The 22486-nt window shown below is 46.3% G+C and carries 20 protein-coding genes; 9 read left to right on the top strand and 11 right to left on the bottom strand.

Annotated elements, in window-relative coordinates:
* The first annotated feature begins 4 nt into the window (after nucleotides 1-4).
* The 3 genes from LIX84_RS02320 to LIX84_RS02330 all read left to right on the top strand — a co-directional run bounded on the left by LIX84_RS02320 (nucleotide 5) and on the right by LIX84_RS02330 (nucleotide 4001).
* Nucleotides 5-1207, top strand: a complete 1203-nt coding sequence (locus LIX84_RS02320; RefSeq protein ID WP_226420514.1) for a phenylacetate--CoA ligase family protein — start codon at nucleotides 5-7, stop codon at nucleotides 1205-1207.
* 124 nt (nucleotides 1208-1331) lie between these two features.
* Nucleotides 1332-1937 (top strand): methyltransferase domain-containing protein, encoded by a 606-nt coding sequence (locus LIX84_RS02325; RefSeq protein ID WP_226420515.1) that lies wholly within the window; start codon nucleotides 1332-1334, stop codon nucleotides 1935-1937.
* A gap of 150 nt (nucleotides 1938-2087) precedes the next feature.
* Nucleotides 2088-4001: a BCCT family transporter gene (locus LIX84_RS02330; protein WP_226420516.1), complete on the top strand. Its 1914-nt coding sequence runs from the start codon at nucleotides 2088-2090 to the stop codon at nucleotides 3999-4001.
* A 91-nt stretch (nucleotides 4002-4092) separates the two neighbouring features.
* Here LIX84_RS02330 and LIX84_RS02335 read toward each other — a convergent pair whose 3' ends face one another.
* The 3 genes from LIX84_RS02335 to budA are packed head-to-tail and all read right to left on the bottom strand — an operon-like array spanning nucleotide 4093 to nucleotide 7366.
* Nucleotides 4093-4851 carry an SDR family NAD(P)-dependent oxidoreductase gene (locus LIX84_RS02335; protein WP_226420517.1) on the bottom strand — a complete coding sequence of 253 codons (759 nt, stop codon included), beginning with the start codon at nucleotides 4849-4851 and terminating at the stop codon, nucleotides 4093-4095.
* Nucleotides 4848-6551 carry an acetolactate synthase AlsS gene (alsS, locus tag LIX84_RS02340; protein ID WP_047008215.1) on the bottom strand — a complete coding sequence of 568 codons (1704 nt, stop codon included), beginning with the start codon at nucleotides 6549-6551 and terminating at the stop codon, nucleotides 4848-4850. The genes LIX84_RS02335 and alsS overlap by 4 nt, the downstream gene beginning before the upstream one ends.
* A gap of 29 nt (nucleotides 6552-6580) precedes the next feature.
* Complete coding sequence (gene budA, locus LIX84_RS02345) at nucleotides 6581-7366, bottom strand: acetolactate decarboxylase (protein ID WP_226420518.1); 786 nt, start codon at nucleotides 7364-7366, stop codon at nucleotides 6581-6583.
* Nucleotides 7367-7463: 97 nt separating this feature from the next.
* On the opposite strand from budA, the gene LIX84_RS02350 reads away from it, so the two are divergent.
* The 3 genes from LIX84_RS02350 to LIX84_RS02360 all read left to right on the top strand — a co-directional run bounded on the left by LIX84_RS02350 (nucleotide 7464) and on the right by LIX84_RS02360 (nucleotide 9698).
* On the top strand, nucleotides 7464-8345 hold the full coding sequence (locus LIX84_RS02350; protein WP_048624919.1) for a LysR family transcriptional regulator: 882 nt from the start codon (nucleotides 7464-7466) through the stop codon (nucleotides 8343-8345).
* 129 nt (nucleotides 8346-8474) lie between these two features.
* Nucleotides 8475-9176: a hexitol phosphatase HxpB gene (hxpB, locus tag LIX84_RS02355; RefSeq protein WP_054867451.1), complete on the top strand. Its 702-nt coding sequence runs from the start codon at nucleotides 8475-8477 to the stop codon at nucleotides 9174-9176.
* Between the two features lie 15 nt (nucleotides 9177-9191).
* Nucleotides 9192-9698 (top strand): hypothetical protein, encoded by a 507-nt coding sequence (locus LIX84_RS02360; protein WP_226420519.1) that lies wholly within the window; start codon nucleotides 9192-9194, stop codon nucleotides 9696-9698.
* Between the two features lie 122 nt (nucleotides 9699-9820).
* Here LIX84_RS02360 and LIX84_RS02365 read toward each other — a convergent pair whose 3' ends face one another.
* The 3 genes from LIX84_RS02365 to LIX84_RS02375 are packed head-to-tail and all read right to left on the bottom strand — an operon-like array spanning nucleotide 9821 to nucleotide 12370.
* Nucleotides 9821-9949 (bottom strand): DUF2474 domain-containing protein, encoded by a 129-nt coding sequence (locus tag LIX84_RS02365; protein ID WP_124007763.1) that lies wholly within the window; start codon nucleotides 9947-9949, stop codon nucleotides 9821-9823.
* A gap of 20 nt (nucleotides 9950-9969) precedes the next feature.
* The gene (gene cydB / locus LIX84_RS02370) at nucleotides 9970-10977 is read right to left on the bottom strand and encodes a cytochrome d ubiquinol oxidase subunit II (protein WP_170901805.1); all 1008 of its coding nucleotides are present in this window, start codon (nucleotides 10975-10977) and stop codon (nucleotides 9970-9972) included.
* A gap of 28 nt (nucleotides 10978-11005) precedes the next feature.
* Nucleotides 11006-12370, bottom strand: a complete 1365-nt coding sequence (locus LIX84_RS02375) for a cytochrome ubiquinol oxidase subunit I (protein ID WP_170901804.1) — start codon at nucleotides 12368-12370, stop codon at nucleotides 11006-11008.
* A gap of 154 nt (nucleotides 12371-12524) precedes the next feature.
* Between LIX84_RS02375 and LIX84_RS02380 the strand changes: the two genes are divergently transcribed.
* The gene (locus LIX84_RS02380) at nucleotides 12525-13940 is read left to right on the top strand and encodes an aminotransferase-like domain-containing protein (protein ID WP_226420832.1); all 1416 of its coding nucleotides are present in this window, start codon (nucleotides 12525-12527) and stop codon (nucleotides 13938-13940) included.
* 9 nt (nucleotides 13941-13949) lie between these two features.
* Here the strand turns inward: LIX84_RS02380 and LIX84_RS02385 are convergent, their stop codons facing one another.
* Together LIX84_RS02385 and LIX84_RS02390 are read right to left on the bottom strand one after the other, a co-directional pair.
* A complete protein-coding gene (locus LIX84_RS02385) occupies nucleotides 13950-14498 on the bottom strand; it encodes a sugar O-acetyltransferase (protein WP_005499187.1) in 549 nt (182 codons plus the stop codon).
* Nucleotides 14499-14741: 243 nt separating this feature from the next.
* Entirely contained in the window at nucleotides 14742-15062 is a 321-nt protein-coding gene (locus LIX84_RS02390) for a DUF1840 domain-containing protein (protein WP_005392576.1), read from the bottom strand.
* A 132-nt stretch (nucleotides 15063-15194) separates the two neighbouring features.
* Between LIX84_RS02390 and LIX84_RS02395 the strand changes: the two genes are divergently transcribed.
* Both LIX84_RS02395 and LIX84_RS02400 read left to right on the top strand, forming a co-directional pair.
* Nucleotides 15195-16031 carry a phosphate/phosphite/phosphonate ABC transporter substrate-binding protein gene (locus LIX84_RS02395; RefSeq protein WP_329958986.1) on the top strand — a complete coding sequence of 279 codons (837 nt, stop codon included), beginning with the start codon at nucleotides 15195-15197 and terminating at the stop codon, nucleotides 16029-16031.
* Between the two features lie 11 nt (nucleotides 16032-16042).
* Complete coding sequence (locus LIX84_RS02400) at nucleotides 16043-18664, top strand: ATP-binding protein (RefSeq protein WP_226420521.1); 2622 nt, start codon at nucleotides 16043-16045, stop codon at nucleotides 18662-18664.
* 86 nt (nucleotides 18665-18750) lie between these two features.
* Here LIX84_RS02400 and LIX84_RS02405 read toward each other — a convergent pair whose 3' ends face one another.
* From LIX84_RS02405 to LIX84_RS02415, 3 genes are read right to left on the bottom strand one after another with little or no spacing between them, the layout of a single operon-like run.
* The gene (locus LIX84_RS02405) at nucleotides 18751-19653 is read right to left on the bottom strand and encodes a hydroxymethylglutaryl-CoA lyase (RefSeq protein WP_226420522.1); all 903 of its coding nucleotides are present in this window, start codon (nucleotides 19651-19653) and stop codon (nucleotides 18751-18753) included.
* Nucleotides 19634-21682, bottom strand: coding sequence for an acetyl/propionyl/methylcrotonyl-CoA carboxylase subunit alpha (locus tag LIX84_RS02410; protein ID WP_226420523.1), 2049 nt, complete (start codon nucleotides 21680-21682; stop codon nucleotides 19634-19636). Before LIX84_RS02410 ends, LIX84_RS02405 begins: the two co-directional genes overlap by 20 nt.
* Complete coding sequence (locus LIX84_RS02415) at nucleotides 21675-22457, bottom strand: enoyl-CoA hydratase-related protein (protein ID WP_226420524.1); 783 nt, start codon at nucleotides 22455-22457, stop codon at nucleotides 21675-21677. Before LIX84_RS02415 ends, LIX84_RS02410 begins: the two co-directional genes overlap by 8 nt.
* Nucleotides 22458-22486: the final 29 nt, after the last annotated feature.

A 22486-nucleotide genomic window follows, 5' to 3' on the forward strand; every position in this document is an offset into this window, starting at 1 on the left:
AAGGATGAACGAACTATTTGATGCGAAAGAATCGTTGTCTCCGCAGGCACGAGAAGAATCGCTGTTTCAACGTCTGCCAACGTTGATTGAAAATGCAAAAGCCAACAGCGAACATTATGCGGCGCATTTTGCTGAGTTAGAGCCTACGTTGGCGAATAATCGTGAAGGACTTACCCAGTTTCCGATTACGCGCAAATTCAATGTGCCAAACCAGCAGCAACTTAAACCGCCGTTTGGTGGTTTAAATAGTGTTGCGATTGGTCAGATGGCGCGCGTATTCCAATCTCCGGGGCCGTTGTATGAGGCACAAACGGATGAGGCGGATTTCTGGCGTATGGGGCGCGCGTTTCACGCAGCTGGGTTTTGTGCGGGCGATTTAGTGCATAACACGCTCTCTTACCATTTCTCGCCTGGCGGATTTATTATGGATGGTGGCGCAAGAGCTTGTGGCTGTGCGGTATTTCCGGCGGGTGTCGGGAATACTGAAGCACAAATTGAAGCGATTAAACAGCTTCAGCCAACGGGTTATACGGGCACGCCTTCTTACTTGCTGACGTTGTTACAAAAGTACCAAGAACAATACGGTGAGTCGCCGAGTTTTACCAAAGCGCTGGTCTCTGGTGAAGCGGTCACCGCAGACATGCAACAGATGTTTGAGGACAAAGGCATTGCAGTCTCTCAAGCCTACGCAAGTGCAGAGCTTGGTTTGATTGCTTATCAAGTGTCTGGCGAGCAAGGCTTGGTGATTGCCGAAGATATCATCGTGGAAATCGTTAATCCTGATGGCATTCCTGTACAACCGGGAGAAGTCGGTGAAGTAGTCGTGACATCGCTCGATGAGAAGTTTCCGCTGATTCGCTACGCAACGGGAGATTTATCGGCATACCTAGAAACGGGCTCGGGTTCGCCACGCACGAATGCGCGAATTAAAGGCTGGATGGGGCGTGCGGACTCAGCGGTGAAAGTGAAAGGCCTGTTTGTTTATCCGCATCAGATCCAAGAAGTCTGTCGTCGCCACGATATTAAAGGCTCCTTGAAAATTGAGCGTGATGGCTTCAACGATACCATTACTTTCTGCTGTCATGATGTTCATGTATCAGCAGAGGACATTCAAGCAACACTCCAGTCTGTCACTAAACTGAAAGGCAATGTCCAGTTTGTACCGAACCAAGCGGAGCAGCCGTTAATCAATGACCTGCGCAGTTAACCCATCATTGTAAAACGCATTTATAAAAAGCTAACAACGTAAAAATCAAAGGCTAGGAGAGGGGATACCACATTGTGCTGCGTATCCCTTTCTTTTTGTGCCAGTACAATCAGGAGGGCGATAAATGAAGCAGGCACCGACCATCAATCAACAGTTTTGGGATAATTTGTTTACCCAAGGCACCATGCCGTGGGATGCCAAAACCACACCTCAAGAGCTAAAAGCTTACCTAGAAAACGCGCTTCATAGCGGTCAGTCTGTATTTATCCCTGGCTGTGGTGCTGCTTATGAACTCAGCTCTTTTATTCAATATGGGCATGATGTGATCGCGATGGATTACAGCCAACAAGCAGTAAAAATGGCGCAATCGACGTTAGGCAAGCACAAAGATAAAGTCGTGCTGGGGGATGTATTTAACGCTGACTCTACGCACCCATTTGATGTGATTTACGAGCGTGCCTTTCTCGCTGCACTACCGAGAGACCAGTGGCCAGATTACTTTGCTATGGTGGATAAATTGCTGCCAAGAGACGGTTTGTTAATTGGTTATTTCGTTATAGATGATGATTACCACTCTCGCTTCCCTCCATTTTGTTTGCGAAGTGGGGAGTTGGAGGGTTATCTAGAACCGGAGTTTAAGCTTGTGGAATCCTCAGTGGTGGCAAACAGTGTTGAGGTTTTTAAAGGTAGAGAGCACTGGATGGTGTGGCAGAAAAGTTGCCGTATTTAAACGCTATGGCATCAAATAATGAATACCAAATCAGCGTCACATAATGCATATTTTAAAGACAATTATTCTTGTGGTAACGATAAGTGTTGTGAATTGGCGAAGTTGTGAGAAATGTAGATCATGTCCTTTGAAAACATAAGGATATATAATATGGACAAATCATTTTCTCTCATCGATAAGCCTACCTTCTTAGGCTCACTCTTTCTTTTACTCAGCGTCGTTATACCTTTAATTTTATTTCCCACACAAGGTGCGGATTGGATAGCTTCGGCCAAATTTTTCATGACCGATAAGCTTGGTGTGTTATACCTCGCACTGGGTATCGCAGCAATGTGTTTTATGATTTACACCGTGTTCAGCGATCTTGGCCAAATCAAACTTGGTGAAGCCGACGAGCAACCAGAATTTGGTAACGCCTCATGGGCTGCAATGCTATTTTGTGGAGGTATTGGCGCAAGTATTCTGTATTGGGGGTGTATCGAGTGGGCATACTACTATCAATCACCACCATTTCAGTTGGAAGCTGGCAGTGAAGAAGCCATTCGCTGGGCCGCGACTTATGGTCTGTTTCACTGGGGACCGATCGCTTGGTCAATTTACCTTATTCCTGCTCTGCCTATCGCTTACTTCTTTTATGTACGCAAACAACCTGTTTTGAAAATCTCTAGTGCGTTAATGCCTGTATTAGGAGAAAAGCGCGCAAACGGTGGTATTGGCAAGTTTATTGATGTGCTGTTTATTTTTGGTATGTTGGGTGGCGCGGCGACTACGCTTGGCTTAGCAGCGCCTCTTATCAACGGTGGTCTACATCATATCTTCGGTCTTCCAAACAATACCTTCAGCCAAGTGGCTGTATTACTTCTCTGTACTGCGATTTTTGGTTACTCCGCGTATGCAGGGCTTGAGAAGGGGATCAAATTCCTTAGTAACATTAACTTCTGGGGTGCGATGGGCTTGTTACTCTTTGTACTCGCCGTTGGGCCAACCGTGTTCATGTTAGAGACAGGCTTAGATTCTATTGGTCGTATGTTGTCTAACTTCTTTGTTATGGCCACCTGGGCGGAGCCGTTTGGTGGTTATGGTGAATTTACGGATACACACTTCCCGCAAGACTGGACTATTTTCTACTGGGCATGGTGGTTGGTCTTTGCTCCTTGCATGGGATTGTTTGTTGCTCGTATCTCGCGTGGAAGAACGATCAAACAGATGGTCGTAGGTTCTATATTTTACGGTTCTTTAGGTTGTTTCTTATTCTTCATTGTTTTAGGTAACTATGGTTTATCGTTGCAATTGACGGGTGAGCTTGATGTCATCGCAATCCTTAACGAATCAGGCGCACCGGCGGCTATTTTTGCAACGTTAGACACATTACCGTTAGGGTCAATCGTTATTGGTGTTTTTACACTGTTGTGTATTATTTTTACGGCGACGTCGTTTGACTCTATCTCGTACATTCTTGCGTCTGTGGTTCAAAATGATGTGACGGAAGAACCGATGCGCTGGAACCGTTTGTTCTGGGCGTTTACTTTGTCTTTTCTGCCAACCGTCCTAATGTTCATGGGAGGTTTATCGACATTACAAACCGCTGCGATCGTGGGCGGTTTACCGTTGTTAGTTATCTCGGTGATGTTGATGGTGTCCTTTGTTCGCGCGGCGAGCCTAGATATTAAACATCAAGCAGAATACGAAGAGCCAACCATTAACATTGAAGAACTGCCGGAAATTGACCCTTGGTCAACAGAGGGAATGGCTTTGGCGAAATTTGAGCGCTTTAAAGACTTAGCTCAACAGGCGGCTGAAGAAGAGCGCGAAGCAATGGCGGCCCTGATGAGCATGCGTAAGAGAATTCGCGCATTTGCCTTAGAGCACTGCTGTGAATCTGGGTTTTCGGACCATCATTTACCAGAAGAGATGCAAACAGAGCTACAGCAACTAACCGAAGCGCTTGAGTTCGCTCAACAGAAGAAGCAAGAACTGTCTGAACAAGCCCAAGAATCTCGAATGGAATTTAATCATGTGTTATTAGGCGGCGCGTCGGCAGGTTTAGCAACGTCGCAGGCTTAAGAACAGACACACAAGAGCCGAGTACAAACTCGGCTCTTTTTTTGGCGTGGATACCTTACAGTTAAAAATTCTGCTCAGTCAGTGTTAATGCTTATACTATTTTAGGTTGACCATCTGATGCGGTGGCACCGCCGTCTACAGGTAGGTTTACGCCATTAATGAAAGATGCGTCATCACTTGCCAAGAAAGCCACGACAGACGCAATTTCTTCAGGTTCGGCGGCTCGGCCGAGCGCAATGCGCTCATTGAATTTATCGCGGATTTCCTGCGGCCAGCCGTTCGTCATGTTGGTTTTTACTAAGCTTGGGCATACGGCGTTAATTCTTACACCCTCCGCACCATGGTCCAATGCCATCGCTCTAGTAAGGTTGACCACAGCGCCTTTACTCGCGCAATAGAATGCGGCACCCCAGTCACCACCCAAACCAGAAACGGACGCGGTATTCACCATACAACCTTTCGTTTTTAAGAGTTCAGGTAACGCAAACTTCGCGCAATAAACGACGCCGTCAATGTTTACACCAGAGATCTTCTTCCAGTCTTCCACACTACCTTCAATCACGGAACCTGGGACATGTACACCAGCATTGTTTACTAAAATATCCAGTCTACCAAAACGGGTAACAACATCAGAAATCAGTGCTGCGACTTTGCCTGGGTCAGAAACATCAATGGAATGTGCAGACACACGCTGTTTATCAAAGCCTTCAACGGCGTTTGCCAACTGCTCTTCATTCCAATCGGCAAGAGCGACGTTTGCGCCTTCTTCATACAAACGTTTTGCGATGGCCAAACCAATACCATTGGCAGAACCAGTGACGAGTGCGACTTTATTTTTTAATCCTCTCATGCGATTTCTCCTTCGAAACTTACAAAAACGGGATCTTGATTTTTCTCTGTGCGCGGCAACATCAGTTTGTCGTTGTCGCTGTAATCTACGGGGATAGCCACCACTGCTGGTCCTTCAACGTCCATGGCTTTATTCAATGTCGGTAGCAATTCGTGTTGACTAGTCACTGCGAAGCCTTTCGCGCCAAATGATTCGGCGTACGCCTTGAAATCAATTGGTCCAAATTTCACACCAGAGCAGCGCTGATATTTGTTGATCTCTTGCATTTCTACCATGTTGTAGGCGTTATCAACCCACACAATATGGACGATATTGCAGTTCAGTCTAACCGCGGTTTCTAACTCCATGCTCGATTGCATAAAACCGCCGTCTCCTGATATCGATACCACTTTGCTGCCAGGTTTCAGTAGGCTGGCACCAATGGCCCATGGCAGTGCAACGCCCATCGTTTGTTGGCCGTTAGACACCAGCATTTGGCGAGCTCGAAAACAACTTAAGTAACGAGCGATCCAGATGTGGAAGCTCCCCATATCAAGACATAACGTGGTATCTGGTGTGATGATAGATTGCATGGCTTTAATCAGTGCCAGTGGATGAAATCCTTGCTTGTTATAGACATTGGGATAGGTTTTGATCACTTGCCGTTGCAGTGCTACCTCTTCCAGTACTGAAAGTGCCGTTGGGGAAAGGCGCGCATATTCAGAGATATAGCTGCCCATCTTGTCTAATGACTGCGCAATGTTTCCGACGATTTCAACACAAGGCTGATAATTAAGTTGGTATTCTGCCGGTTCAATATCGAGGTGAATCACTGGGTTGCGGTGGCTGTTCCAAAGCTCAGGGTCATACTCTATTGGGCTAAAGCCGATGGTGAGAATTAAATCGGCATCACGCAGTAAAACATCGCCGGGTTGGTTGTTAAATAAACCAACACGACCAGCAAAGTGGTGATAGTAGTTGATGTCTACCGTGCCGGCGGCTTGGTAAGTGCCGACAACGGGTAGCTGCGTATTTTGAAGAAATCGGGCGATAGCAGCAGCGTTTTGGCTGCGGCTCGCGTGAAGGCCAAGTAAAACCACACAACGCTTTGCTTTGCTGATTCGACTGACCGCTTCTTCGATTGCTGCGATGTCTGCGCAACCAGGCTGTGTGTAAGGCGAGGGGACAATAATGTCCGTTTGGGTTTGCTCGGATAAAACATCTTGGGGGAGACTCAAAAAGCAAGCCCCAGGACGACCTGACTCTGCGATACGAAATGCGTTCGCCATGATCTCGCTTGCGGCGTCCACATGCTGCACTTCAGCACTGAACTTGGTTATAGAGCGAAAAATACTGACGGTATCCATGCTCTGGTGTGTTTGTTTTTGCTGGTCAGTTCGTTTCACAGCACCACCGATAGCAATCAGCGGATCGCCTTCGGAGTTTGCTGTTGCCACCCCTGTAACTAGGTTTCCACAGCCTGGACCTGACGTAACCATTGTGACGCCTGCTTTGCCGGTTAGTCTTCCCATAACGCCCGCCATAAACGCGCCGTTAGCCTCGTGACGTACCGGAATCATTTGGATGTTAGTGTCTTCAATCGCATCGAACAGTCGATCGATTTTTGCACCGGGAATACCGAAAATGTACTTAATGCCGAGAGACTCTAGCTGTTGAGCGATCAACTGAGCTCCATTTTTATTTGAAGGTTTGGATTGCATTTGTTGTCCTTATTATTTGCCTGACTTTGTTACTTTTCCGCCTTTTCTATAGCGGTATTTATATCTTCCGGAGCCAAATTGGCAGTGAGGAAGTCTGTCGATACTGGTGTATCAATCACTAGCCGCGAGACTTTGCCAATCTGGAGAAATCCTGACGAAATGCTGTAATCCTGGATATGACCACCTCCTTGGCGGTCATCGGTAATAAAGTGTTCGTGATAGCCGGGTACATTGATGCCAGTCGTATATTTAGGACTGCGAAAGCCGGCGACCACGCCTTGCTTATACGTGAAGCGGAACGTTGGTTGTTCTTTGACCACTTCAAGCATTGGCCGATAAGGGCGTGTTTGTTTAGGTACGGTGCGAGTACGAACTGAATCGAAAACGCCATCAATGCGCACTGCGCAAAATAGGTTATCGCTTGGAACCATGTCGTCTATGAGGCTATGGACTTCATGACGTGACATGCGCGATGTCAGTGGCAGCTCGATATCAGGCTTAAAAAAAGTCATGACAGCAAAGGGCGTTTTTTGCGCCAGGTCTGCCGGGTTTGCGGAGCCATCCGACTTGAGTTGAAAAACTTCCTTATCAAAAGCAATCAACTCACCATCCAATTCATTGAACGTACCTAAACCAAAATCCCCATGTTTCAGCAGTTCTTCTATGGTTGTTGAGCCTTCGTAAACACCAGCGATCAAAGCACTCATCAACGAAGTCTGATAAATCTCACCATCTCCGGTAACGTGATGGTATTCAGAAAATTCTTTCGCTACTTCAAGCGAACAAGCACATAGAGGGTTATAAAATCCACGCATGAGTAAGACCAGTTATGCAATGAAGAGTATATTTAGATTGACTTCTACACGGTGCTAAATCCAATATAAAAAAGATTTATTTTGATATGGAAAATATATGGAATTTCGCTACCTGAAGTATTTTGTCGCGGTCGCCGAGACTCGTCACTTTACCCGAGCCGCTGAACAGTTAGGGATTGCGCAACCTCCTTTAAGTCAACAAATCAAAAAGTTAGAGCACGAGCTTGGTGTGGACCTATTTAAGCGCTTGTCTAGAGGGGTAGAACTGACCCATGCTGGGCAAGTCTTCTATACGGATGCGGTAAATATTCTTGCTGATGTGGAACGCGCTAAAGCAAAAGCCCGACAGATTGCCCGTGGTGAAAATACGCAGGTTAAAATCGGGTTCGCAACGTCAACATCAACCTGCATTAAGGTATTAGAGAGGGTGGGGCGTATTCAAGAGAATGGGGTTCATTTACAGGCGGCGGAACTGTCAATGCCAGAGCTTGCCGCTCAGTTAAAAAGCAAACAACTTGATCTCGCAATCATGCGGCTACCCTGTTACGCCAGTGAGCCTTTTGAGCACAAGGTGTTGTTTAACGACCCTTTTGTCGCGGTGATTCCGGCGGGGCACGAACTGGCAAAATATCCCTGTATCCAGATGAAACAGTTGAGAGGCCATAAAATTTTACTGTTTCCACGAGAGACTGGACCTGCATTGTTTGATGGCATGAGCACACTTTTTGCCGACGCAGGAGTAAGGCTCGAACCACAGTTCGCAGCACCGCAACTTCGTACGACGATCGCCATGGCGCAGGCAGGGCTAGGTATTGCTCTCGTTCCGCGCTCACTGGCTGAACATCTCGATGATTCCGCGACAGTCGCCGAGATTGATGATATCCCCCTAACCAGTCGTGTTGTCGTTGCTTGGGAGGCGTCTAATCTCAATAAGCTGGCGTTAAAAGTAGTCACGAACATCAGTCATGTTGAGGCTTAAAGATGAGTTATCGAACTGGCTCTGATAGCCCCAGGCAAATGTGATACTCTCCCTCGTTATATGCAAAGCTATGCTTTGGTTGAATAGACAAATCTTACTCAACGAATAGAACTTACTGAGGGTGTACCAATGATATACGCTGCGGTCTTTGATATGGACGGGTTGCTGATTGATTCAGAACCTTTGTGGAAGGAAGCTGAAAAGCAGGTGTTTTCATCAGTTGGCGTCCAAGTGACCGAAGTATTATCAAAGCAGACTGCGACGATGACGACAGGTGAAGTAACAAGGTTTTGGTATGAACGTAATCCTTGGCAAGAAAAGAGCCTAGAGGAAGTAGAGAATGCTGTTGTGGATAAAGTGGAGGCATTAATAATTGAAAAAGGATGCGAATTAGAGGGTGTTACAGAAACACTCAAATTGCTTAAGGAAAAAGGGTTTAAGATAGGATTGTCTACTAATTCACCTTATCAACTCATTCCCATCATTTTGAACAAACTCGGTATTGCCAGTTACTTTGACGCGATATCATCGTCAGACGATGTAGAACAGGGCAAGCCAGAGCCAGATGTCTACCTTTCAACAATCAATAAACTAGGTGTAGATTCAAGTAACTGTATTGCCTTTGAAGACTCTTATTCGGGTATGCTTGCGGCAACACGAGCAAACATAAAAACAGTCGTGATACCTCAACCTGAGAAGTTCTACCAAGAGTTTAATGAAGCCAGTCTAAAGCTGCAAAAGCTATCAGAGTTTAATGAAAGCCATTTGGCGAGTTTAATGGACTTGAGTTTGAGAGCAACAATTGCACCAACACCGTATGAAAGTTTTTAGAAAAAGGGCTTGATTGTGAACAGTCGGTCGCTGAAAAAATACCTACTGCCAATGTTCTTATTGGTTTTACCTATAGAATCATTCGCAAAAGATACGACTATGTTGGACGAGCTCAATAATCGATTTGTTACATTTGAAAGGCGATTTGATGATTGTATCAACTCTTCTTCTCAAAATGATGTGAGTGAAAACATTGTCGATAAGATTCAAGCGCTTAATATTGATTTTGAAATTTCTGTTGGCTATTTATACAAACAATCACTTTATTTATGCTCTGATAATGAATTCAGTGAGTTAGCAAGGATTATCATGATAATTGAAACCTCCGATAATGATGGATTGCAATTATCAAAGGCAAAAGCTAGTCAAATTAGAAAGCTACTTTTTAGCAAAGTGGATTTACGTTTAGAGTCGAAGTTTCAAAGTTTACCGCAAGATAAAAAGGAAGCATTACTGAACCTTGCGAAAAAGCTTGAACCTTTTGATCTCGTAAGCATGCATGAACGACTGCAGGCAATGTAGACTTATGAAAGAGTGTTTTGAGTAGATTCTTAACACTTGGCTTTATCATTAAGATTGAGTATTAGGTTCAACGCCTCTAGCTCTTACACAAGCTCTAGAGGCATCCATTTAAAAGTGCCGAGCTAAGATTTTAATCCTGCAGCGGTCATCATGACGCGAAATAACATAGACACTAACCCTAATGCAGCGACGCTAGCGACCCAAATTCCAACCATCCACGCCCATTGGCGGCACCAATTTTTGACTTTCATACTCACTCCTTATCAACTCGTTAATGGTACGCTTCGTCTTCTTTCACTTTTCCAGAGAAGACGTAGTAACTCCAAAAGGTGTAAGCCAGAATGATCGGGATGATGATCACTGCTCCAACGAGCATAAAGCGCTGACTGCTTGCAGGAGCCGCTGCTTCCCATATTGATATGCTAGGAGGAATGATATTTGGCCAGATACTGATACCAAGCCCAGCGAACCCGAGAATCACGATCAATAACGCCATCACGAAAGGGCTGCGCTCTTTACGCTTTTTAACGGAGTCGGCAATCTTCAAACATACCAGCCCAGTAATGACAGGTACGGGCAGTAAGTAGAACAAATTAGGCAGAGAAAACCATCTTTCCGCAATGGCAGGGTAAGCAAGTGGGGTCCAAGCGCTCACAATGACTAATGCGGAGATCATCGCCAGTAGTGTTTTGTTAGTGAAGCGGTACATCGTGTTTTGCAGTGCACCTTCCGTTTTCATGATGAGCCATGTGCTACCAAGCAGTGCGTACGTTGCGACTAAACCCAAACCACAAAAGATGGGAAAAGGGGTGAGCCAGTCTAGTTGGCTACCTACGAAAACGCGGTTTTCCACCGCAAAGCCTTGAATTACCGCGCCAACAACGATGCCTTGGAAAAACGTGGTTAAAATCGAGCCGACCATAAAAGAGCGATCCCAGAACTTTAAGTGGTTTTCCAATGCTTTAAAGCGAAACTCAAACGCTACGCCACGAAAGATCAAAGCAATCAACATCAACGTCAAAGGGATGGTTAGCGCTTCAATAATTACCGCGTAAGCCATCGGAAAAGCGCCAAATAGAGATGCGCCTCCAAGAACAATCCAAGTTTCGTTGCCGTCCCAAACTGGCGCGACACTGTTGACCATGACGTCTTTTTGTTTTTCATCCTTGATGAAGGGCATCAGTATTCCAATACCCAAATCGAAGCCATCCATGATGATGTACATCAAAGTGGCAAAAACGATGATCGCGAACCAAATCACGGATAAATCAAAATGCATATTCTTTACCTTCACTTTGTGACAAATTCTAAATGCGACCTGAAACGGTCGTCATGTCGTGCTCATCGTGCTCGATTGCATCGGGGCCTTTCTTGATTTGGTGGATCATGTAGTAATAACCAAAACCAAATACCAAGCTGTATACAACAAGGAAACACAGCAGGCTGATGCTCATTTGTAGGTCTCCATGTGCAGAAACCGCATCACGCGTTTTTTGTACGCCATACACGACCCAAGGTTGCCGACCAACCTCTGTCGTAAACCAGCCAGCAAGTATTGCGATAAGACCAGATGGCCCCATAAACAATGAAAACTTGAGGAACCAACGCGAGGTATAAAGCGTGTTCTTTTTTCGTAACCACATGCTGTAGAAGCTTTGAAAAATCATCAGAAGTCCTAGTCCGACCATGATTCGAAATGACCAAAAGACGATAGGTGAGTTCGGTCGTTCCTCTTTCGGGAAGTCTTTCAGCGCCGGGATTGGCTCAGTTAAACTGTGGCGTAGGATCAAACTTCCTAGAACAGGAACTTCTATGGCATAGTCTGTGCGTTCTTGTTCCATGTTTGGCATGCCGAACAATATCAATGGGGTTGGTTTGCCATCGCTGTTATCCCAATGTCCTTCGATGGCGGCGATTTTGGCAGGCTGGTATTCCAAGGTGTTTAGCCCGTGCACATCGCCAATCACGGCTTGGAGTGGCGCAAGGAACACTAAGATCCCGAGCGACATCGAAAACATGGTTTTTACCGCAGTCGATTGATTGCCTCTCAATAAATGCCAAGCGGCTGACGCGCCTACAAAGAGTGCTGAACTGACGAAAGCCGCGACGCTCATGTGCGCCAAACGATAAGGAAATGAAGGATTGAAAACGATAGCAAACCAGTCGGTTGGCACCACACGTCCGTCGACAATTTCATAGCCTTGTGGCGTTTGCATCCAACTGTTGGAGGCGAGAATCCAGAACGTCGAAATGATCGTGCCTAACGCCACCATCGAGGTTGCAAAAAAGTGCAGCTTTTCGCCGACGCGACGCCACCCAAACAGCATTACGCCAAGAAATCCGGCTTCGAGAAAGAAAGCCGTTAACACTTCATAAGTCAGTAATGGGCCAGTGATAGAACCAGCGAAGTCGGAGAAACCACTCCAGTTGGTGCCGAATTGATAGGCCATGACAAGACCAGATACAACACCCATTCCAAAGTTAACCGCAAAAATTTTCGACCAGAAGTGATAGAGCTTTTGGTAATCGGGATTACGTGTTTTTAGCCATAAGCCTTCCAGCACGGCGAGATAGGTGGCCAAACCTATGGTGATAGCGGGGAAAATAATATGAAAGGATACCGTAAAGGCGAACTGTATCCGTGCAAGCATAAATGCGTCGAGGCCAAACATTAAACTTCCTTTGATCTTTTAAGTTTTATGAGAGAGCTATTTTAAAAGGAGCGGAATGAGGGAAGTAGGTACAGACAGTGACTATAAACCTATAACAGATTAAATGTTGAAGTGTTATTATTTTGAATTCGGCTTTATGGAGGGGGATTTGCGTTTGGCGAAGTACCAAGAGTTAGTGGAACAGCTTAAAAGGCAGATAAAATCGGGGATATGGCATCCGGGTGACAAGCTGCCTTCTCTGCGTCGCCAATCTGAACACTCGGGTTTGAGCTTGATGACGGTATTGCACGCTTATCAAATTCTGGAATCTCAAGGCTGGGTAACGTCACAGCCGCGCTCTGGTTATCGAGTTGCTCCCTATATTAAGAGTTCAAATGAACCCCAAGCGCCAGCAGCGGTCTCGTGGACAGAGCAGGTAGACATCAATGAGTTTATCTTTGATGTGCTGCAGGCGAGTAAAAATCCATCCATGATCAATTTTGGCTTTGCCTATCCAGATCCAAGTTTATACCCACGCTATCACGTGAATCGGGCGATGAGCGCAGCCGCTCGCAATATGCCGATTTCCACCACCTTTGATAACTTACCTCCGGGAAACGAACAATTACGTACCATCATCGCGAAGCGTTATGCTGCGAAAGGCATTGAAATTTCACCCGATGAAATTGTCATTACGGCAGGCGCGCTGGAGGCGTTAACGCTCAGTTTGCAAGCCTGCACAAGACCGGGAGATTGGGTGGTTGTGGAGTCGCCTGCATTCTATGGCGCATTGCAATCCTTAGAGCGGTTAGGTTTGAAAGCGCTCTCAGTAAGAACAGACCCAGTCACGGGTATTGACCTAGATTCATTGGAACGAGCGCTGCAAACACACGATGTGAAAGCATGTTGGCTGATGTCGAACTTCCAAAATCCTCTGGGTTTTACGCTCTCCGACGAGAAAAAACAAAAGCTGATTGAACTGACACAGCGATATAACGTGCCAGTGATTGAAGATGATGTGTACAGCGAACTGCATGCCGGGAATGACTCGGTTTACCCACTAAGAATGTTTGATGACACGGGCAATACCATGTTGTGCTCCTCGTTTTCAAAATCATTAATCGCAGGGCTACGTATTGGTTGGGTTGCGGCGGGAAAGCGGGCGCTAGAGGTACAAAAGTTACAGTTAATGAGTACATTAGCGACGAGTGCACCAGTGCAAATGACATTGGTGCACTATTTAACAAGCCGCAATTATGAATCGCATTTGAAGCAGTTACGGAAAAAGCTGTTTGAACGTAAAAGTAAAATGACGGATCTGCTTAATGAGCTGTTACCTGAAGAAGTCAAAGCGTTAAGCCAAAGCGGCGGGTACTTTATTTGGTTAGAGCTTCCCAAGCATATCGACGCCTTGCAGATATATCGAGAAGCGCTAAAAGATAATATCAGCATCGCACCGGGAAAGATGTTCAGCCTGACAGAACAATACGATCACTGTATTCGTCTTAACGCTTCTTTTGAGCTCAATGACAAATACGTCCATGCTCTCAATCTGCTTGCCAACATTATTCGCGATCATTTGGCGAAATAGCGACTTTCTTCAGTTTTTTGGTTTAATGGAGCGCGCTGGATTTCCAGCAACTCGATCGCCCGGCGCAACGTCTTTGGTTATGACAGAGCCAGCGCCGACGACGGCCTCATCGCCAATGGTCACGCCTGGCAGTATGATTGCGCCCCCACCAATCCAAACGTTATTGCCGATTTTTACCGGTTTGGCGATCTCATCTCCGGCTAAGCGTCTTTGTGTATCGAGTGAATGAGCGGCTGTGTAAATTTGCACTCTAGGCCCAATCATGACGTTCGCGCCAATCTCAACCTGCCCATTGTCCAGAATAATGGCATCCCAGTTGATGTAGGTGTTTTCCCCGATGGACAAGTGGCAACCGTAGGTAAGTTGAAGCGGTGGCTCTATACAGGCGCTGTTTTCTAATTGGACGCCCATTTCCGCCAATAGTTGTCTACGGATATCTGGGTTTGGCTCGTGGTTAAATTGGAAGACAAGCTGCGCGGTTTTGGCGCGCATGAGCTTTAGTTCTTCATCCAGGCAATTATAGGTTTCTCCAGAGCGCATCCGAGTCAGTTCTGACATAACAATCATTCCATTAATGGTTTGCAGTTGAGGCCACAATGATAAGTGAGTGTTTCAGTCAATAGGGGATTTTTATTATGAAATCAGATGTTTATCACTGATTTATATTCAATAGGTTAGGTTTGAGTAAGCACTCGTTAAGAGTCATTCAAACAGAGAAGTGAATTGGGTAAGTTCCTTTTAGCAGGGGAGGAAAGTATAGATTGGATGTTGCTTTCCTCTCCACAGCTTGATTTGGAGCATTTATTGGCTGTCCCACATCACTTCGCACTCTTCTTTAATTGCCGATTTTAAAAGCTCAATAAGTGGAAATGCTCTGCGTCCTAAACTGACCGTTTGTTCCTCTTGCTCCTCATCTTCTTCCATTGCTTGACTGTTGTTCTTCTCTATCGCTTCTTGTGCTGCGAGAGCGGAGGTCAATCTAGATAGAGCATCAGGGATGTCTTGAGCGGAAATAGACCCTGGTACTGAGCCACTATGGCCCATCATTTTGATCATCTTTATCGCAATATCGCCAAACATAGTGACGTTCGAGTGGCTATGGCAACGAAATGTAATAAGCATTTACCTGCTCCTGTTTTAGGTGTTCATTTGAGTATAAATGGTATCTGAGACACGAGGCAATTTAATCCGATAATTCGCAATCTTTCAGATAGCTATCTATCTTTAACGAAAGACAAACATAAGGAGATGATTTTGTTGAACTCCCAACTAAAGACGTTGATTTGGCGGCTTCACAAGCGAATATTTACGTTGCTTATGATGTTATGCACATGGTCACCTTCTGTCGTTGCTCAACCTTCCATTGTTTTTGGTGTCGTACCGCAACAGTCGGCGACCAAACTAGTGCAACAATGGCAGCCATTACTGCAACGCTGGGGAGATCTTGCTGGCGTTGAGATTAAGTTTGCCACGGCACGTGATATTCCCACGTTCGAAGCACGCTTGATGGCTGGAGCCTACGACATTGCATACATGAACCCATATCACTTTACCTTGGTGAATCAAAACCCAGGTTATACGGCTTTAGCAAGAGCGAAAAATAAGCGTATCACAGGCATTATTGTAGCAAGGCGAGGGAAGTCGGTTTCCCTTGATGAGCTGCAAGAAAAGACCATCGCTTTTCCTGCTCCACGAGCATTTGCTGCCTCTATCATCACACAATCAGAGTTGGCGCAGAAAGGCATCAAGTTTACGCCTAAATACGTTGGTTCGCACGACTCAGTCTATTTGGGGGTACTTAAAGGTTTGTACATTGCTGGTGGTGGCGTGAAGCGTACCTTTGAGAGCTTACCGAGTGAAATAAAAGACCAACTTAGCATCATTTATACAACTGCTGGTTATACGCCTCATGCTATTGCGGTTTCAAATAATGTCGATGAAGAGATTACTCTTGCCTTACGAAAGGCAATTTCGCAACTTAATGATGATCCAAAAGCACAGGAGAGTTTTACTTTACTCAACATTGACGGGTTACAGCTTGCACAAGACCAAGATTGGCAAGATGTTGTTCAATTGGGAATCTCAAGATAAATGGTTGTCCTATGACGCTGCGTTCGAAAACGATACTTGGCATTGCTCTTATTGAGGCCCTTGCGCTCGGTGTACTCATCATTAGTGGGCTTAATTGGTTGGAAAGTTCCAACGAGACTAGCCTCGAGGTTGGGAGCCAACACTTGGTGAGTGTATTTGCTCAGGCGTCGAGAGATGCGGTGATTGCGACGGACTTAGCCTATCTAGACAGTTTTGCTCGTTCTGTCGTGAGTGAGCACGAGCTGGCTTATATTCGTATTGTTAATCAAGATGGCGTCGAGCTGACGCTACAGGGGGATTACAGCGGTGTTGATACTGGTGTGAGACCGTTTGATGTGACCGATGGAGTTTACGATGTTGCGCAAGAGATTACTCTTGGAGAGCAGACTTTCGGTAAGGTTGAAATGGGTGTGAATGTTGAACATGTACATCAAGTTCTTTCATTTGCGACTCATGCAAGTTTGGTTATCGCCTTTATTGAAATGTCGCTGGTGGCCATGTTTTCGTATGCTCTCGGTAGCTATTTGATGAAGCGGCTCGATCTTCTTCGTACTGGGGTAATCAAGGTTTCACAGCAAGGTCCGGGTTCTCAAATTTCGATTTCAGGCAATGACGAAGTTACACGTGTTGGCGAAGCGTTTAACCAAATGTCACGCTCTTTAGCTCAAGCGCAAACTAAACTTCAGCAAGAGCATCAAACCCAGCAACAGTTATCGGCCAAAATATCGCAGCTTGCTGAGGTTGCAGAACATGCGCGTGATACCATTATCATTACTCACCCTGACGGCACTATTGCATGGGTAAACCCTGCGTTTGAACAGCTAACCGAATATACGTTGGAAGAAGTTATTGGCAAATCGCCGGGCGAGTTACTCCAAGGGCCAGACACAGACCCAAATACGGTGGCATTGCTCTCAAAAAGTGTCCGTAAGCACTCTCCTATTAGGGTTGAAATACTCAACTACACCAAGTCGAAGCACCCGTATTGGGTCGAGTTGGAGCTCTCTCCTGTGTTTGATGAAGATGGCGGGCTGTTACGTTTTATTGCGGTAGAGCGTGACATCACCGACAGGCGCAGGATGGAGAGGCGTCTGTCGTCTGCTTTAGATAAATCGAAAAAGGCGATGCAAGCCAAATCGGAATTTTTGGCGAACATGAGCCATGAGATTCGTACCCCAATGAACGCGATCATGGGGATCAGCGAGATATTGCTTGAGAACGAAAACCGTCGAGAGCCAAGGGAGTTATTACTCTTGCTGCACAAATCTGCCAACAACCTTGTGACGATCATTAACGACATCCTCGACTACAGCAAAGTAGAAGCGGGCAAGTTGACGTTAGTTGAAGAGGATTTTGACTTGCGTTCACTCGTCGAGAGTTGCACCGCTTTGTGTGCCTATCAGGCGGATAAAAAGAACCTTAAGTTGTTGGTTGATATGCCATTGTCTATGAATACGGTCGTGGTCGGCGATAAAGGTCGGATTAATCAAATCTTGCTTAACTTGATCGGTAATGCGGTGAAATTCACAGATGAAGGCCATGTGCTACTCAAAGTCAGAGAAAGTGAGCTCGGTTTTGATTTTTCCGTGAGTGATACGGGCATTGGTATTCCCGAAGATCGATTGGCTCATATTATGGATAAGTTTGAGCAGGTCGATACCTCCGCGACAAGACGCCATGAAGGTACAGGCTTGGGGTTGGCAATCTCAAAGCGTTTGATCAGCATGTACAACGGCGAGCTTTGTGTGCATTCGGATTTTGGCAAAGGGTCGTGTTTTAGCTTTAGTTTGCAGTTGCCTAAGCAAAGTCAGCTTCTTTCCGAACCGATAGAGCTGAGTGCAAATCGACTTTTGTTGATTGATGATTATCAACCGCGCGTGCAACACTTGATACATTTAACTCAAGAGATTGGCATTGAAGTTACTCATGCCAACGATTGGTCAACTGCGCAGTCTTTGGGTAAAAAATTGGATGGTTTTGATCGTATCCTCGCGAGTGTAAACAATGCTCAAGATAGAGATGCGCTCTATGAGCTTGATGCGACAGAATCCGCCGCCAAACGGGTACTGTTCCTTGCACCTTGCGTGATGGAGGAAGGGCAGGCATGGTCGTGCGAGCGGGATCGTTTATTGCCGCAACCGGTCACGCAGCATAAACTGCAAGCTCTGTTTTCTACTAAGACACAAAAGCGTCGAGAACTTTCCTCAGATGAGAACCCTGACTTTTCTAGCCTGCACCTATTAGTCGCAGAAGACAGCCATATCAATCGAATATTGATTGAAAAAATGTTGCAAGACACAGGTGTTAAACTGACGTTGGCGGAAGATGGTGTTGAAGCCGTTGAACTTTATAAACAGCTTTCTCCGGACTTGGTGATTACCGATATTTCTATGCCAAACAAAGATGGTTTTGGCGTGACAAAAGACATTCGTGAGTTACAGGAAAGTGGTGCGTTTCCTTGGTGTCCAATCGTTGCGTTTTCCGCACATGCGATGCAAGAGCAGCAACAAAAAAGTATCGCATTAGGTATGGATGATTACCTGACAAAACCAGTTCAGAAAAGTGATTTGCTTAATATGATCGCGAAGTGGGGATGCCATACCCTTGCAGAGGAAAAGCACGCCTCTGTTTAGTGTTTCAGTTAGATTAAATCGGCTCAAAAAAACGAGCACGTTATTAAACATGCTCGTTTGTAGTTGTGTATCGTGGGTTGAGCAATTTACAAGCTGTTTGGGTCACCCAAAGCGAGTGCTACTTTGGAAGACGGACGTTTACCTAATGCATGGCAAATTTGCCAACCCGCTTCATTGATGATGTTGAGATCAATCTCCGTTTCAATCCCAAGTTGCTCACAAAGATAAAGCACATCTTCCGTTGCAACATTGCCACTGGCACCTTTCGCGTAAGGGCAGCCGCCCAAACCAGCAACCGCACTATCAATGGTGTTGATGCCCATTAACAAGGCTTGGTAAATATTGGCCAAAGCTTGTCCATAGGTGTCATGAAAATGTACCGCGAGCGCGTCTTTTGGCAGTTGTGTTAACAGCGAATCCAGCATGGCGATAACGCGATTGGGCGTTGCTTTACCGACAGTATCGCCCAGAGATATTTCATAGCATCCCATATCAAAAAGCACATTCGCTACCGCTGTGGTTTGCTCTGGTTTTATTTCTCCCTCGTAGGGGCAAACCATGGTGCAGGATAAATACCCACGCACAGGAATGTTGTGTTGCTTTGCGAGCTCGATCACGGGCTCAAAGCGAGAGAGGCTTTCGGCAATGCTGCAGTTGATGTTCTTCTGGCTGAACGCTTCTGAAGCGGAGCCAAATACCGCAATTTGTTTTACGCCACTTTCCAGCGCTCGTTCTAACCCTGCGAGATTTGGTGTGAGCGCACTATAAACCACGTTCGGTTGCTGAGTGATCCCCGCAAACACCTGAGCGGAATCGGCCATTTGAGGTACCCATTTCGGCGAGACGAAAGAGCCTGCTTCAATGTGCTTTAAGCCACTGTTGCTTAGCAGATTGATCAAACGGATTTTATCAACCAGCGTCACTGCCGTTTCATTCTGCAAGCCATCACGCGCACCAACTTCGACGATATTAACCTTCGCTGGTAGCATATTCGCGCTCCTTATCGGCACAACCACTTTCTGGCGTAGAAGCCAAATGCAGCAGGATGGAACCGTGTTGTACTTGGTCTCCGTGCTGATAAAACACTTCATCAACGGTTGCTGCTACCGGAGCCGTGATGGTGTACTCCATCTTCATCGCTTCGAGCACTAACAGCGGATCGCCAGCCGCTACTTCGTCTCCCTTATTCACCATGACCGCCGAGATCACACCGTTCAGTGGCGCGGTTGGACTAAGTTCGTCGTCTTTGCCTTTTGGTGATTCAAAACTTGGTTGATGAGCGAACGTACGTTGCTGACCAAGATAAAACAGCGTTGTCTTTTGTTCGTCGCTAAGTGCATTAAAGGTGTAACGCACATTATCAATATCGACGATAAACTGGTTGCCACTTTCAAGCAGGATGACCTGATGCAACTCCTCGCCGCATCGGACAGTGAAGTGAGAACCTGTATCTTGCGATGATTGTTGCAAACGTACATGATGGTTGGCATTGGCATCCGTGAAGTTAAATCGATAGACGTTGTCAACCGACAGCCTAAAACCTTGTGCGGTTGGGGCGGGTAACGTTGAGCTGCCTGATTTAGCAGTGAGAGCATTCCAGCGAGCAACCGCCGCCAACGTTAGCCAGATAGAATCTGACACATTTTGCTGAGCGCTAATGCCTTGCTGATGTTTAACTAGGAAGTCGGTATCAAGTTCGCTATTGGCAAAGGCTGGCTGCGAAATAATGCTGTGCAGATAACCAATGTTTGTTGTCACTCCACGCACGTGATATTGAGTTAAGGCCTGTTTAAGCTGTTTGAGCGCGATATCACGTGTTTGGCCCCAGACGATCAGTTTGCTGATCATAGGATCGTAGTATTCGCTAATGGTATCGCCTTGGGTAACACCGCTATCAACACGCACACAAGCTAGTCGAACATTGTTGTCCGTGATGGGTTCTTGTAAATAATCAATGCATCCAGTCGACGGCATAAAGTCATTGTCTGCATCTTCGGCGTAAATTCTCAGCTCGATTGAGTGACCGTTATGAGTGATTTCGGATTGCGAGATCGGTAAATGCTCGCCAGCCGCAACTTTGAATTGCCATTCAACCAAATCAACGCCGGTGATCAATTCAGTGACAGGGTGTTCAACTTGCAGACGGGTATTCATTTCCATGAAGTAGAAATGACCTCGGCTATCGAGCAAGAATTCAACCGTACCAGCGCCAACGTAGTCTATTGCTTGCGCGGCCTGAACCGCGGCTTCACCCATTTGTTTACGCAGTTCATCACTAAGACCGGGTGCAGGTGCTTCTTCGACTACTTTTTGGTGACGACGCTGAATGGAACAGTCGCGGTCAGACAGGTAAACACAGTTGCCATGCTGGTCAGCAAACACCTGAACTTCAACGTGGCGCGGCTGCAAAATACATTTTTCGATAAGAAGCTGCTTGTCGCCAAAACTTGAAAGCGCTTCACGCTGCGCACCGTCGATGGCCAACGGCATTTCGGCTGCACTGTTGACCACTCGCATGCCTTTACCGCCACCACCTTGTGTTGCTTTAAGCATCACTGGGTAACCGATTTTTTCTGCTTCAGCCAATAAGTGCTCAACGCTGTTGTCTGTGCCGTGATAGCCCGGAACCAAGGGCACGTTCGCCTCTGACATGATGGCTTTGGCTTGCGACTTCGAACCCATTGCTTCAATTGCGCTGGTGGAAGGGCCAATAAATACAATGCCATTTTCGCTGCACGCTTTGGCTAGTTTTGGGTTCTCGGAAAGAAAACCATACCCGGGGTGGATAGCATCAGCTTGCCATTTTTTCGCAGCGCCAATAATCGCATCGATATCAAGATACGATTCACTCGCCGGAGCAGAGCCAATAAATTCAGCAAAATCCGCCTGTTTTACATGTAAGCTGCTTCGATCCGCTTCGGAATAGACGGCAACCGTCTCTATAGCCATGCTTTTTGCGGTTTTAATAATTCGGCATGCAATTTCACCGCGGTTTGCGATCAGTATTCTTTTAAACATGATTCCTCCAATTGGCGGCGCGCTTTTCAAAAAATGCACTCAGTCCTTCCTGTCCTTCGCTGGACACGCGGGCGGTTGCAATCGCTTGGCTGGTGTATTTAATTAATGAGTGATCGATAGGTTGGCTATCACAACGTAAGCAGAGCGTTTTTGCTGCCTGCATGGCTTGTGGACCGTTGTTGAGCAGGTGATCAATGGTGCGATTGACAGCTTCACGTGGTTGAGAGTCGATCTGATGAAGAATATTCATCGATAGCGCGGTTTCGGCATCGATCAGTTCCGCGGTTAAAAAGTAGCGTCGGCTTTGTCGTTGTCCAATCGCTCGGATTACGTAAGGTCCGATGGTAGCGGGTAATAAACCGAGCTTCACTTCACTCAAACAGAAGCGACTTTCAGGTGTACCGATTGCGATATCGCAGCAGCAGATAAGCCCAAGTGCGCCGCCAAATGCAGCGCCGTGCACCATAGCAATGGTTGGTTTGCTAAAGGTATCCAGCGTATGCAAAAGTTTTGCTAGTTGCTGTGCGTCTTGCAGGTTTTCACTCTCTGTTTTGGTGGCCATTGACTGCATCCAGCCAAGATCCGCACCGGCAGAAAAGTGTTTTCCTTGCGCAGTGAGTACCAACGCGCGTAGAGAGTCGTCTTGCTCAAGTTGTTCCAAAGCTTCGATAAGTGAAGCAATCAATTCATCATCAAACGCGTTGTGTTTCTCTGGTCGATTGAGGCTCAACCAGGCAACGCCATTGCTGTCTTTTTCAAGCAGTAGTCCGGTCATGTGACTTCCTTTGTCTGACATTTCAGTCT

It is taken from the genome of Vibrio sp. E14, assembly GCF_020515785.1.
Taxonomy (GTDB): Bacteria; Pseudomonadota; Gammaproteobacteria; order Enterobacterales; family Vibrionaceae; genus Vibrio; species Vibrio diabolicus.